Raw genomic sequence first — 14,721 nt, 5'->3', positions numbered from 1 at the left:
GCAGGGTCTACCTGCTGATAGGCTTAGGAATGTATGGTTCGGCATAAGGCCTGTTTTCTAGAGCCTTTTGCGCTCTTCCAAGCCTTTTGATTTGCTGTTGGCCTTGATGCCCGTATTTCCGAATTTATACCGAAAGCCAAAGGTAAAAAGCCTATTCTCCGGTCTGTAGAGTGACGTATTGTCCTGATTGGCATATCGCCGTATTTGGAAAATATTGCCTTGGTTGAAGATATCGGTCAAACCTAGGGAAACGCTGGCCTTTTTCTCCCAAAAGGTTTTTCGTAGCGCAAAACTTAATTGATTGTAACTTTCCTGTACCTGATTCCCACGCACCAAATCGGAGACATAGTAAAAATCAAGATCCGCAAATAGGCTTTTGTCGGCCAAAAGGGTAAATGTATTGTTACTTCTGATTTTGTACGTCCATCCCTGATTGGTGATTTCCTGTCCGGAGGCGGAGTCGATAAAATTATACTGTACGCTGTAGGCACTTCCAACGATATAAAAATCCCAAAAGCGCAACGGCATTTTATTCACGGTTACATCTACCCCATAATTGATGTTACGCTCAAAATTCGCGGTCTTGGTGATAAAGATTTTACTTTCATTGTCCTGTTCGAGAAACATTTGAAACGGATTTTTCTCGTTTCGATAGAACAGTTCTAGCGTATAGCCCTTGTCGTAGGTATAGCCCGCAGACACGTAGTTTCGAGTAGCCGGGAGCAAATTGGGCTCTCCCTCTACCACGGAATTGTTGGTAATAAAAATTTGAAACGGGTTCACACTATTGTATCGGGGCCTGGTAATGCGCCTATAGTAATACAATTTGAGATTGTGCTTCTTTGAGGGAAGGTACTGTATCGAAAATGACGGAAAGAGTTCCAAATAGCTGCGTTCATTAGGTTCTGGTGCGGTATCCAGATCGCCGACAGTCTCCGTATATTCCGCTCGCAGGCCGGTATTCAGGCGCCATAGTTCTCCTCGGTTGTTCAGACCTGCATAAGCTGCCCAAATGGCTTCATCATATGCAAAATTTCCGCTTTCTGTCGGGTTCAGCCCCATCTGACCGGTATCGAAACCCTCTTGGGTTACGCTACTCGCCGAATTGATATCGGCATACCGAACACCTGCCTCCAAATCGAGTTTATCGCTTAAGGAAGTGCTGTAATCGGACTGTATACTAAAAAGATTAATGCGCTGTTCCGAATCCGTTAAAAAGTCGTTCTCCCCTGTCAGGCTTCCATTTGCATCGAAAAAATCGGTCGCGATGATTTGGGGCCGATTGGTGTCGTAGTAGGTAAAGTGGGTATTGAACGAAAGTTCACTCCCTTTTTTCAGCGTATGCACGTAATCTAAATAGAGCGAGGTGTTCAATTGCTCGGCTTCCGAACGGTTCAAGGTCGTAAAACTTGTTGCTGATGCATCGGTCGTAGCCCCGATCAGGGTTTCAGAATCGTTTTCGCTAAATAATTTGGGTTGGAATAAATTGATGCTCGACAAGCTCAGCCGGTTTCTTGCATCGATATCGTAATCAAAAAAAGCCGAGACATTGTGCCGCTCCCGTCGCCTGAGGACGTCTTGCGTAGAAACCCAAGCACTGGTCGTACCATCATTTTCAAAGAAAGTGGTGTTATCGGTAAATCGGTCGATACTTTTATTTCTCGCGTAGCTGTAATTTACCGAAAACGCGGTCTTGCTTCCCCTGAAATAATGATCGGTACCTAGGGTATGACGCGCGAAAACGCCCTGCGTATACTTATTATAGATCGCACCATTATAGCCCGCAACCAGATTTTTCTTCAATACGATATTGACCAGCATTCCGCCCTCGGCACTGTATTTGGCCGGAGGGTTGGTAATCACCTCGACCGATTCCACGGAACTTGCCGAAGTTCCCGATAGCAAATTGATAATATCTTTCTCGGGAATATTCACTTTGCGGCCATTGATCAATATGCCTACAGAACCGCTTCCCTTGATGGTTAACTTGTCATTGATGATTAACAAGTTAGGGGTTTTCTTGAGGACTTCCCAGATATCCCCATCGGCCAAAGCGGTATTTTCTACATTGAAGACCAAACGATCTACCTTACGTTCCAAACGGGGTTTTTGCTTGATGACGACCACCTCATCAAGCTGTTGGTTGTTGTTCAACACGATATTCAAGCTATCGATGTCGCCCTTGACCTCGAAAAGAATCGGTTCCGATTCGGCCTCAATATAGCTGGCCTTGATAAAAAAAGTGCCTTTATCGACTCCTGTAAGTTGAAATTTTCCGTTCGCATCCGTAGTGGTGCCTTTTAATAGGGTCGAATACTCCCTATTCAACATAAAAACATTAGCGAATTCTATCGGCATTCCTTCAACGTTCCTTACAACACCGCTTAAGGTATAGTCCTGCGAGAAAAGTGAAACTACCGAGAAGAGTAGCATCGTAATAACTAAGGGTAGGTGTTTCAAAATGGAATGAGGCTAATGGCAAAAATAATATTATTTATCTGTATAACCCTACACAAAACGAGCACATTATCTATAATTTTATGTGATAAAACCATTATCAATAGAAGAACTATTCCTATAATCGAATCAAGGTTAAATTTAACCTAGCTTGTTTAGGTTTTACATCTGGTGCTACCGAATTTCACCATCGAAATAAAAGTTTTACCATCCCCAAGTGTTTGGCAGCCGACGCTTTACGCATCCCGATTTTAGACTATCTTTGCAAACGCTGATGAACCCTCATGGGTAAGAGAAAAAGTTTATGAAACATATTAGGAACTTCTGTATTATCGCTCATATCGACCATGGTAAAAGTACCTTGGCCGATCGCCTGTTGGATTTTACGGGAGCGGTGACCGAACGGGAGAAAAAGGAGCAATTGTTGGATAGTATGGACTTGGAGCGCGAACGCGGTATTACCATTAAGAGCCATGCCATACAAATGGAGTACATTCATGAAGGCCAGGAATACATCCTGAACCTGATCGACACGCCGGGCCATGTAGATTTCTCCTATGAAGTTTCGCGATCGATCGCCGCCTGTGAAGGAGCCCTCTTGGTTGTGGATGCCGCCCAGAGCATACAGGCGCAGACCATTAGTAATCTGTACTTGGCCCTGGAAAACGATTTGGAAATCATTCCGGTATTGAACAAGGTAGACCTCCCAAGTGCCAATCCTGAAGAAGTTACCGATGATATAGTGGACCTGTTAGGTTGCAAGGCCGAAGAGGTAATACCTGCAAGTGCCAAAACCGGTATCGGTATACAGGAAATTCTTACTGCGATTATAGAGCGCATTCCGGCACCGGAAGGCAATCTGAACGAATCGTTGCAAGCCCTGGTCTTTGACTCGGTGTACAATCCTTTTCGCGGAGTTGAAACCTATTTTCGCGTCATCAACGGGGAAATCAAAAAAGGGCAGAAGATAAAATTCGTGGCGACCGATAAAGATTATTTTGCCGATGAGGTAGGGACCTTAAAATTGACCCAGCAAGCCAAGCAAAGCATCAAGGCAGGTGATGTGGGTTATTTGATTACGGGAATTAAAGATGCTAGGGAAGTCAAGGTGGGCGATACCATAACCGATGCGGCCATGCCAACGCAAAATGCTATTGCCGGTTTTGAAGATGTGAAGCCCATGGTTTTTGCCGGAATTTATCCCGTAGATACCGAAGATTTTGAAGAATTACGCTCTTCGATGGAAAAATTGCAATTAAACGATGCTTCCTTGGTATTCACACCAGAGAGCAGTGCTGCACTAGGTTTCGGTTTTCGTTGTGGGTTTTTGGGAATGCTCCACATGGAAATCATCCAGGAGCGTTTGGAACGGGAATTCAACATGACCGTCATTACGACGGTGCCCAACGTAAGTTACCATGCTTTTACCCGTAAAAATCCGAACACCCCATTGATCGTCAACAACCCGAGCGATTTGCCCGACCCTTCGAGCATCGACAGGGTAGAAGAACCTTATATAAAGGCGACGATTATTACAAAATCCGATTTTGTGGGCAATGTAATGTCGTTGTGTATCGAAAAAAGAGGGCAAATTACCAACCAGACCTATTTGACCACGGAACGTGTAGAATTGAATTTCGATATGCCCCTAGCGGAAATCGTTTTCGATTTTTACGATCGTTTAAAAACGGTTTCAAGGGGATATGCCTCCTTCGATTACGCCCCGATCGGGATGCGACCTTCCAAGTTGGTGCGTGTAGATATCTTATTGAACGCGCAGCCCGTTGATGCCCTATCGGCGCTTATTCATGCCGACAATGCCGTGAATATCGGTAAAAAGATGTGTGAAAAATTAAAGGAACTCATCCCGAGGCAACAGTTCGATATTCCCATTCAAGCAGCTATCGGAGCCAAAATCATTTCTAGGGAAACTACAAAAGCCTTGCGTAAAGATGTTACCGCCAAGTGTTATGGGGGCGATATTTCAAGGAAGCGTAAACTCTTGGAAAAACAGAAAAAAGGTAAAAAACGGATGCGCCAAGTGGGCAACGTAGAAGTGCCCCAAGAAGCCTTTATGGCCGTACTCAAATTGAACGACTAGTTAATAACTTTTCATGTAGTACGTCGATTTATTGTAATATAAAACTTACTTAACCCGTTATGGAGGGAAATCTAATGTTTCTCCCATGACAACTTATATCGCACAATTTCACGCCGTTCACAATCGCATTGAAATCGCCCAACAGTCTTGTTTTATATGGAGGCAGGAAAGTGGCGAGATAGACAACCATCTTTTGGAAGAAAAAATAAAACGGGAATCCTCCATCCATTTTTACAAAATGCTTGTAGAGGGGCAACAAGAAATCACCTTTGAGGATATTACGGTTAAAGTGTGGAGTACGGAAACCTTTTCGGGATAGTAAAGGTATACGCCGGTCAATTCACGGTACGGTTTTTCACCAAGTAGCGGTCACTGTTTTCTAGCGACCTTTACGGTTCTTTCACCGAAACAACATCAATTGAATACACTATGTAACCTTACAAAAGGTTCACTTAAGCGTCGGCCCCATTAACTTTCATCATCGGCAAGGGCGCTTTCAACATCGAATAGTTTTCCCAAATAGGCCAAATGAGAGCCTTCTTGAATGTCATTGAATTCCGTACTAAAAGAAGATATGATTTTGATGTCACCTTTCGGGGTTTTTAAGAATATGGGAATGATGTCTTTATCAGCTTTGGTGATTTCGATGAGGCCCTCATAATGTTCTTGATCCTTCAGCTCGATTTCATGTATTTCTGGATACTTACGCGCCGCTTCGGTCAATTTTATAAAATCATCGGTATGCGAAAAGAGTCCATCTTTGGGATTGTTTTCCGGGTCGTTCATCTCTTCGGTATCAACTAGACGAAAAGAACCGTTTTCGCCGAATTGCTTTCCAAATTTTGAAGTAGCGTATTTATTGATATCGGAATTGGCCGTAAGCGCCATCAAATACCCGATATCATTCAACTCGATATTATCGTTTAACGAATCGGAATAAATATTTACCGAAAGCGCTTCCAGCCCTAAATTTTTTGCCTTGGCAATATTGGAACGGTTACTGTCAATCAAAACGACATGGCGATTGTTATCTTTAAGATAGGCCCCGATAAGCCGTGAAACTTTTGAAGCGCCCACAATCAATATGCCCTCCGATTTCTTCAGAAACACACCCACCATTTTGGCGAATACCCTTGCGGTCGTTGCATTAAGTAAAACCGTGCCCAACACGATCATAAAGACCAAAGGGGTGATATATTCTGCCCCGGGCTCCCCTTGGAGAATTAATTTTGAACCGAACAACGAAGCAATTCCCGCGGCCACGATTCCACGAGGCCCTACCCAACCGATGAACAGTCTTTCCCGAAAACTAAGGTTAGACCCGGCAGCACTTAAGAACACGCCCAACGGGCGAATTACGAAGACTATAGTCGCAAAAAGGGCAACCGTTTTCCAATTGTAAATAAGTTGTAGGTCGGCCATATTGATATTCGCGGCCAATAAGATGAATAATATCGATATTAAAAGCACGCTTAACGACTCCTTGAAGTAGAGCAATTCCTTGATGTTGGGCAAATCGGTATTGCCCATGACCATCCCCATGACCACTACGGCCAATAAGCCAGACTCATGCGCGAAAACATCCGACATCACGAATACTAAGAGCACGGCTGATAGCGATACGACGTTCATCAAATAATGGGGGATTAGATTTTTTTTGACGGTAAATGTCAAAGCGTGTGCGAAAGTGAAGCCAAACGTGAAGCCGAACAGCAGAATTTTTCCGAATTCTATCAAAGCGGTCAAGGTATACGCTTGCCCCTCGCCCACACTTATAAATTCGAATACCAGTACAGCGGCAAGGGCACCGATAGGGTCGATGAGAATACCTTCCCATTTCAATACCGCCGAAATGTCTTTCTTTAACGGAATATTGCGCAATATGGGCGTAATCACCGTTGGCCCGGTAACAATGATCAGCGCGGAGAACAGAAACGATATTTGCCAGTTCAGGCCAAAAATGAAATGTGCCGCAATACCCGCACAAAAAAAAGTGACAAGGCTTCCTAAAGTAATCAGTTTGGTAATTACAGGCCCGACATTGCGTATTTCGGAACGTTTTAAGGTGAGACCGCCTTCAAATAGGATGATGCTTATCGCCAAGGAAACGAAATAATAGAGACCTTCTCCGGGAAATAGTCCTTTTGTGTTGTTCCATATCGGTTCTATAAGCTTACTCCCGTCATCGGTATATAAAGTAGCGACCGGCCCTACCAAAAGCCCGATGAGAATCAAAGGTAGAATCGCGGGCAACTTAAGTCGCCAAGCAACCCATTGGGCTATGATGCCTAAAATTATAATTCCTGCGAGTTCTATCATTTATCATAAAGTGAACTAGCAAGATAAACACAACGATTGAAAAATCATATCTTTTTGTAATAACGATCGATAAGCCAAAGGGCATTCTGTTTCGGATACCGTTCGTAGTCTGGCCTCTCATTTATACCGTAATCGGCATCCCACCGTGTCATTACCAGGCTCTGAATTTCTCTAATTCAACACATTTAATTGGGTATCGATAGTATGCATTTGGCTTTGCGACGATGGGCTAATTCTATCATCCATATCATCACCTGAAATCGGACACGAAGGTTTTGATAATCCTATAACGCGATGCCTTGTTAAGCGGAAAAGAAGTAAGACCAATAATCTTTTTTTTTAAAGCAACTGGGCGAACGGCTGCGGCACTATGCCATATGGTCTAAAAGGTTTAAGTAATACATCGCCTAAAATCGCAGTAGCCGATAATTCGCTATTTTTGCACCTATGACCCTCTACCCCATAGAAACGGGAAATTTTAAGCTTGATGGTGGTGCCATGTTCGGTGTGGTACCCAAGTCCATTTGGCAAAAGACCAATCCCGCCGATTCCAAAAACATGATCGATATTGCCGCTCGCAGCCTTCTGATCGAAGAGGGAAATCGCCTTACGTTGATCGATACGGGACTGGGTACCAAACAATCGGACAAATTCTTTTCCTATTACTATCAGTGGGGCGATTTTTCGTTAGACGGTTCATTGGCTAAATACGGTTTTCATCGAGACGATATTACCGATGTTTTTATGACACATTTGCACTTCGACCATTGTGGGGGCAGCATTCAGAGGAACAAAGATGGCTCAGGCTACGAACCTGCTTTCAAAAATGCGACCTTTTGGACTAACCAAAACCATTGGCAATGGGCGACCAATCCCAATGTGCGCGAAAAAGCATCCTTTTTAAAAGAAAACCTATTCCCTATGCAGGAAAGTGGGCAATTGCGATTCGTGTCCAGAGGTGAAAATGCATTTCAAAAGCAGTCCGAGTTGGGGTTTGGCATTCTTTTTGTCGATGGACATACCGAAAAGCAAATGGTGCCACACATCTCATATAAAGGAAAGACTTTGGTGTTCGTTGCCGACTTGATACCTACCGTAGGGCACATACCCGTACCTTATGTAATGGGTTATGATACCCGTCCACTATTGACTTTAAGTGAAAAGGAGACCTTTTTGAATAGGGCGGTGAAAACGGACTGTTATCTCTTTTTTGAACATGATGCCCACAATCAACTCTGCACCTTAAAACAAACTGAAAAAGGGGTGCGCCTTGACAAGATACAGACGTTCGAGGAGCTATTCGGCTAAACGGGATGGCTAAGTGACGCTACTTGTTCAAAATGAAAGTTGTAAATTACGCGCCGCAAGAGCGCAAAGGTTCTTTAAAATACTAATTCTAACTGCATATTACATGATACGATTTTTTTCAAAGACGATTTATACCTTTTTTATTATGCTCGCCCTGGTAGGATGTGGAGCGACAAACTTAGTACTTACCCCAGTCGAAAATATTGACGACACCCCTCTAAAGTTATCCGAACTCACTGATGCCGAAAAACAAAATTGGGGCCATTTGGATTTGGTCGCCGATACCATTCCCGGAATGAGCGTAGATAAGGCGTACGAGGATATTCTAAATAACAAGAAGGGTAAAACGGTGATCGTCGCAGTAATCGATTCCGGTATGGACTTGAAACACGAAGATTTAAACGACGTACTTTGGACGAATTCCAAAGAAAAGCCGGGCGATGGAAAAGACAATGATGGCAATGGCTATGTTGATGATATACACGGGTACAATTTTTTAGGCGATTCATATAACGAACAATTGGAGGCCACCCGTATCGTAAAACTTAAACTTGGTGACGCCGCCACACAGGCCAAGGCCAAAGCCAAGGTTGAGGCGGAATACGCCAAGGCCGTATCCGAAAAGCAACGTTTGGAACAAATTGCACAGACGGTAAAGAATGCCGACGCTGCCGTGAAAAAAGAGCTTGGCAAGGATACGTATACCAAAGAGGATTTGGCAGGAATTAAGCCCAAAAACGAAGCGATGCAACAGCATGTTGGGGTTTTAACGCAAATGTTCAATTATGCCGATAGTATTTCGGAATTGATGGAACAGTTGGAAGGCGGTATTACCTATTATGCTGATCAAGCCAATTATAACTATAATGTTGATTTTGACGGTCGATCGGTCGTGGGGGACGACCCTTATGATATCAATGATACCAACTATGGCAACGGAAACCCACAAAGCGTTGCTGAAGGGGAGGATCATGGTACACACGTTGCCGGAATCATCGCGGCGGAACGGAATAATGGACTTGGTGCAAACGGGGTCGCGAACAATGTTGAACTCATGAGTATTCGGGCCGTACCCAATGGAGATGAATACGATAAGGATATCGCATTGGGAATACGTTACGCTGTCGACAATGGGGCCAAAATCATCAACGCCAGTTTTGGAAAATCGTTTTCCCCGAATGCCGAATGGGTATACGATGCCATTAAATATGCCGCTGAAAAGGATGTTCTTTTTATACACGCGGCCGGGAACGACGGTGCCAATCTCGATGACCCAAGCAATCCGAATTTCCCGAACGATCAAGTAAACAACGGTGCCGAGATAAGTGACAATGTCATTACGGTCGGAGCTTTAGGACCCAAATATGGTGCTGAAATGGTCGCTCAATTTTCGAACTATGGTGATATCAATGTGGATGTCTTTGCGCCAGGCGGACAAATTTACTCTACTATGCCCGACAACGAATACGACTACAACAGTGGTACTTCAATGGCCGCCCCCGCAGTGTCGGGTGTAGCAGCCCTTATTCGCTCACAGTATCCTAAGTTGACCGCCTCACAAGTAAAACGAATCATTATGGAATCGGGCCTAGCCCCGAAAGCAAAGGTAATTTTAGGCGGGGATACGACGAAAACCGCCCCATTGGCGGAAATCTCTACATCAGGGAAAATGGTCAACGCCTACAATGCGTTGATCATGGCAGAAGCCGTTTCAAGAGGACAAATACAATTATAATATACTATGCGGTATTTCTTAAAGACAACACTATTGGCCGTTATTATGACGGCAGGCGCCGTGGCGCAAAACACTTCTTATTGGCAGCAACATGTCGATTACACCATGGAAGTGGATATGGATGTGGAAACGTTTCAATATACAGGGACCCAAAAATTGGTCTATACCAATAACTCTCCCGATCAACTAAGCCGGGTGTATTACCATCTCTATTTCAATGCATTTCAACCGGGTAGTGAAATGAATGCCCGATTGGAAAGTATTGCCGATCCCGATGGGCGTATGGTCACCGAAGAAAAAAACAGCCGCATCACTCCCTTAACGGATAGTGAAATCGGGTACTTGCACGCCACCGCTCTAAAGCAGGACGGAGCTGATGTTTCGTTCAACGAGGAAGGCACCGTTTTGGTCGTCGATTTGGCTAAACCCATACCTCCTGGGGGCAAAACGACCTTCGCTATGGAGTTCAAGGGACAGGTTCCCGTGCAGATTCGTCGTGCCGGAAGAAACAATAAGGATGGTGTGGCACTTTCCATGAGTCAATGGTATCCCAAATTGGCGGAGTACGACTTTGAAGGATGGCATGCAGACCCCTACATTGCCAGGGAATTTCATGGGGTTTGGGGTGATTTTGACGTAAAACTTACGATTGATAAAGAGTACACCGTGGGCGGTACGGGCTACCTTCAAAACCCACAGGAAATTGGTCATGGGTATGAGGAAGCCAGCACCAAGATCAAGAAAAAAAAAGGAAAAACACTTACCTGGCATTTTAAAGCTCCTATGGTACACGATTTTATGTGGGCCGCCGATCCGGAATACATTCATGACACCCTTAAAATGGAAAATGGTACTGTGCTTCACTTTTTCTACAAGGACGATCCAAAATACAAGGATACTTGGACAAAGGTGCAGCCCTTGACCGAAAAGGCCATGCTGTTCTTCAACAAGAACATCGGGGAATACCCTTATAAGCAATACTCCGTTATACAGGGGGGCGACGGCGGTATGGAGTATGCCATGGCTACCCTTATCACTGGTGGTGATAAGCCAGGTAGTGTCATCGGAACCATGATTCATGAACTCGCGCATTCTTGGTTTCAGCACGTGCTGGCCACCAACGAGGCCAAACACGAATGGATGGACGAAGGTTTTACCTCTTTTATATCGGCCCTTTGCAGTAATGAGATTCGCGAACAGAACAAGGAGAATCCCTTTGAGAATTCCTATAAAGGATACTATTATTTGGTTTCGACCGGAAAAGAACAGCCGCAGACTACCCATGCCGATCGCTATGATTCCAACACGCCTTACGGCATTTCCGCGTACAGTAAAGGGGCTATTTTCCTGTCGCAGTTGGGCTATGTCATCGGTCAGGATAAGTTGATGGAAACCATTCGCAAATATTACGAAGATTTCAAGTTCAAGCACCCAGTGCCCAATGACATCAAGCGTACGGCCGAAAAAGTTTCCGGAATGGAATTGGATTGGTACTTGACGGATTGGACCCAAACAACCAATACCATCGATTATGGTATCAAGGAAGTAGCGGGCGAAGCGGATAAAACCACCATAAGCTTGGAGCGAAACGGGTTAATGCCCATGCCCATAGATGTTTTAGTGGTTTACAATGATGGCAGCCAAGAGACTTTTTACGCTCCCCTTCGTATGATGCGCGGTGAGAAAGAGAATCCGTATCCGGCCATAGAGCGAACCGTGCTCGACGATTGGCCCTGGGCTTTTCCGTCCTATACCTTTTCCGTAAACAGGCCCTTACAGGATATCAAAGCCATTGTGATAGACCCATCACAATTAATGGCCGATGTAAATCCGGAGAACAATACATGGCAGCCGGAAGCTATGCCAAAGGATTAAAAAATGCATCCTTCTTCTGGAAATCGCTTCCCTAAAAAAGAAAAACTAAAAAGCAAAAAGCTGATCGATCGGCTTTTTGCCGAAGGAAAGTCCGTTTCTAGTTTTCCGATCAAGCTTATATACCTCCAAACCGAACTTCCTTTTGAAGTCCCGATCCAAGCCGGGGTTACCGTACCCAAAAAGAATTTTAAAAGCGCTGTAAAGCGCAACCGTATTAAACGCTTGCTGAGGGAAAGTTACCGCTTAAACAAACAGCTTGTTTTTAACAATAGCAAGGGTACTTTTGCGTTTCTATTTTTATACCTTGGGAAAGAAATGCCCAATTACGTAATGGTAGATAAACATTTGCAGGCTGTTCTCCATAAATTCCAAAAGAAAATAAATCATGAATAAATTGCTGAAAAAGAAGTTTTTGATCCCTGCTTTTGCCGTTGTATTTCTTATCGCAGGAAGTAGTTTTAAAAGTGATTTCTTCGAGATTGCCAAGCAAATCGAAATCTTTACCACCTTGTTCAAGGAGCTCAACATGAATTATGTTGATGAGACCAATCCTGCGGAATTGATGGATACCGCCATCAAAAACATGCTAGAGGATTTAGATCCCTACACCCGTTTCCTCAACGAGCAGGACGTAGAGACCTATCGCATTAACAACGCGGGCGAATATTCCGGCATCGGAGCTTTGGTGCGTTCTTTCGATGACAAGCTATTGATCATTGAACCCCACAAAGGATATCCTGCCGACCTCGCAGGCCTTAAGGCCGGAGACGAAATCATTCAAATTGGGGATATCAAAGTTGCCGATTTCGATGATAACGCCAGCGAGTTGCTCAAAGGCGCCAATAACACGGCCATTGACGTCATGTATAAAAGACAAGGCAAAATCATGAACGCTTCGATCAAAAGAGCGGGTGTTGAAATCGATGCTGTGCCTTACTATCATATGGTCGATGACAAAACCGGCTATATCGTGCTTGCCAAATTCAATGCCAAAGCCTCTTCCCAAACCAAAGCGGCGCTAATCGATTTAAAAGGGAAGGGTGCGGAGAAAATCATTTTGGACCTCAGGGGAAATCCCGGCGGACTCCTTTCCGAGGCCATTAATGTGACCAATCTTTTTATCGACAAAGGGGAATTGATCGTAACCACTAAAAGTAAAGTGAAAAAATTCAATAGGGAATATAAGACCAAAAATAAGGCGGTGGATACTGAGATTCCGCTGGTGGTTTTAGTAGACGGCAGCAGTGCGTCGGCCAGTGAAATCGTATCGGGAAGTCTTCAGGATTTAGACCGGGCCGTAGTGATGGGCGCACGTAGTTTCGGAAAGGGCTTGGTGCAGCGACCCCTAAAATTAACGTATGGCACACAGCTAAAAGTTACGATTTCGCGCTATTTTACTCCCTCTGGAAGATGTATTCAATCATTGGATTATTGGAACCGCGACGAGGAGAACAAAGCGGTAAGAAACACCTCGTTCAAGGAGTTTACAACACGAAACGGTCGCAAGGTACAGGACGGTGGCGGAGTTTTGCCGGACGTAGAGATTGCGGCAACAAAAGCCAATGAATTAACCGTCGCCTTGTTGAACAACAACGTAGTCTTCGACTATGCCACCAACTACTACTACGGAAATGAAGTGGGGAGCATCGATGCATTCAAATTTACCGATGCCGATTATAAAGCCTTTACCGATTTTGTATCACAGAGTAGTTTCTCATACGAAACAAAGACCGAAAAAGTGCTGAAGCAGGCTATGACCGATAAAGAGGAGGTTATCTTTAATGATGCTATCGAAAATGATTTTAAAACCCTCTTATCGGATATCGAAAAGAGCAAGCTGAACGCTTTGCAAAAACACCAGAACGAGATTCAGAAAAAATTGGAAGACGAAATCGTTAAGCGTTATTTTTATAGGGAAGGCCTGTATGAGTACTACCTGAAAAACGATGATGCCATTCTGGCGGCCACTGAACTTTTGGGGAGTCAGACCACCTATTCCGAGATTTTGAAATAAGCACTTATTTTTCTCCTAATCGTAGATGCAAGCCGCTTTATCGGAGGCGATAAAATGTTTGCCGTAATTTTTGGCTTCTGGGTCCATGCACCCTTTAAGGTTCTTGATTTTGATATTCCTGAAATCAATGGGCTGGCCTTCACTTTGTAATGCAATGAAGCCTTGTTTCAATAGTTGCCCATCCGGTTTCATTTTGGGGTCATATCCTTCAACCACTGCCCCACCTACTTGAGGCTTTGTATACTCCAAAACGGTTTTTCCGTTGATGATATGCGTCACTAGGGAATCACCTCTTACGATAAGCTCCGCTTTTACCCATTGATCCCCGAAATAGGTTTTGGAAGAGGAACTTATGCAGTGTCTAGGATCTATCTTTCCTTCGAATTCCACATCGGTACCTGGCGAGCACATATTGCCAGTAGGCCTTTCTTCACCTTTTTTCAGGCCACCCAAAAACTGTATTTCTACGGAAATAGGCCAATTCTGTTCCTTTAGGATAGTTCTAGGGTCTTGGGAGTGGTACATAACACCGCTATTTTTTATAATAAATGCAGGTGCTCCGGGATGGGGCTCGCCAACGAAGCGATATTCGAGTGATAAGTGGAAATAGGAATAGGGCTTGTCGTAGTACAAGTGCCCGAACCGGTCATCAAAATCCCCTTCGTACCTGTCGTAACGCACCTGAATGACACTGTCCGTCACACGAAAAGTCTCGCCATGGTTATCGTTTACTTCGTAATGATGAATTTTGGTGGTCCATCCCTCCAAATCGGAACCATTAAAAAGGGATTTCCATTCACTATTTTCGGCCGTGTCCGCCTGAGCAGTACCATATTGGCCGAAGACAGTAAAAATTATAAGGAGCACTTTTCCTAAGAGATTCGACTTCATATTTCAAGATAAGGAATTTGT

Annotated in this window: 10 protein-coding genes; 7 read left to right on the top strand and 3 right to left on the bottom strand. The window is 44.3% G+C overall.

Annotation, left to right across the window (positions count from 1 at the left end; genetic code table 11):
• Positions 1–57: 57 nt before the first annotated feature.
• Positions 58–2,460: an outer membrane beta-barrel protein gene (locus tag FGM00_RS18020; RefSeq protein WP_138854255.1), complete on the bottom strand. Its 2,403-nt coding sequence runs from the start codon at positions 2,458–2,460 to the stop codon at positions 58–60.
• Positions 2,461–2,761: 301 nt separating this feature from the next.
• On the opposite strand from FGM00_RS18020, the gene lepA reads away from it, so the two are divergent.
• Together lepA and FGM00_RS18010 are read left to right on the top strand one after the other, a co-directional pair.
• A complete protein-coding gene (gene lepA, locus FGM00_RS18015; RefSeq protein ID WP_138854254.1) occupies positions 2,762–4,558 on the top strand; it encodes a translation elongation factor 4 in 1,797 nt (598 codons plus the stop codon).
• An 85-nt stretch (positions 4,559–4,643) separates the two neighbouring features.
• Positions 4,644–4,877 carry a GTP-binding protein LepA gene (locus FGM00_RS18010; RefSeq protein ID WP_138854253.1) on the top strand — a complete coding sequence of 78 codons (234 nt, stop codon included), beginning with the start codon at positions 4,644–4,646 and terminating at the stop codon, positions 4,875–4,877.
• Positions 4,878–5,026: 149 nt separating this feature from the next.
• On the opposite strand, the gene FGM00_RS18005 is transcribed toward FGM00_RS18010, so the two are convergent.
• Positions 5,027–6,877 carry a cation:proton antiporter gene (locus tag FGM00_RS18005; RefSeq protein ID WP_138854252.1) on the bottom strand — a complete coding sequence of 617 codons (1,851 nt, stop codon included), beginning with the start codon at positions 6,875–6,877 and terminating at the stop codon, positions 5,027–5,029.
• 447 nt (positions 6,878–7,324) lie between these two features.
• On the opposite strand from FGM00_RS18005, the gene FGM00_RS18000 reads away from it, so the two are divergent.
• The 5 genes from FGM00_RS18000 (at position 7,325) to FGM00_RS17980 (ending at position 13,809) form a co-directional block, all read left to right on the top strand.
• The gene (locus tag FGM00_RS18000) at positions 7,325–8,185 is read left to right on the top strand and encodes an MBL fold metallo-hydrolase (RefSeq protein ID WP_138854251.1); all 861 of its coding nucleotides are present in this window, start codon (positions 7,325–7,327) and stop codon (positions 8,183–8,185) included.
• A 103-nt stretch (positions 8,186–8,288) separates the two neighbouring features.
• On the top strand, positions 8,289–9,920 hold the full coding sequence (locus FGM00_RS17995; RefSeq protein WP_138854250.1) for a S8 family peptidase: 1,632 nt from the start codon (positions 8,289–8,291) through the stop codon (positions 9,918–9,920).
• 6 nt (positions 9,921–9,926) lie between these two features.
• Positions 9,927–11,795 carry a M1 family metallopeptidase gene (locus FGM00_RS17990; protein WP_138854249.1) on the top strand — a complete coding sequence of 623 codons (1,869 nt, stop codon included), beginning with the start codon at positions 9,927–9,929 and terminating at the stop codon, positions 11,793–11,795.
• Between the two features lie 3 nt (positions 11,796–11,798).
• Positions 11,799–12,188: a ribonuclease P protein component gene (gene rnpA, locus FGM00_RS17985; protein ID WP_138854248.1), complete on the top strand. Its 390-nt coding sequence runs from the start codon at positions 11,799–11,801 to the stop codon at positions 12,186–12,188.
• The gene (locus FGM00_RS17980) at positions 12,181–13,809 is read left to right on the top strand and encodes a S41 family peptidase (protein ID WP_138854247.1); all 1,629 of its coding nucleotides are present in this window, start codon (positions 12,181–12,183) and stop codon (positions 13,807–13,809) included. Before rnpA ends, FGM00_RS17980 begins: the two co-directional genes overlap by 8 nt.
• A 15-nt stretch (positions 13,810–13,824) precedes the next feature.
• Here FGM00_RS17980 and FGM00_RS17975 read toward each other — a convergent pair whose 3' ends face one another.
• Positions 13,825–14,700: a 3-keto-disaccharide hydrolase gene (locus tag FGM00_RS17975; RefSeq protein WP_138854246.1), complete on the bottom strand. Its 876-nt coding sequence runs from the start codon at positions 14,698–14,700 to the stop codon at positions 13,825–13,827.
• Between the last annotated feature and the right edge of the window lie 21 nt (positions 14,701–14,721).

It is taken from the genome of Aggregatimonas sangjinii, assembly GCF_005943945.1.
Taxonomy (GTDB): Bacteria; Bacteroidota; Bacteroidia; order Flavobacteriales; family Flavobacteriaceae; genus Pelagihabitans; species Pelagihabitans sangjinii.
Note: the sequence above shows the minus strand (reverse complement) of the source record. Positions and strands in the feature narration are given on the sequence as shown.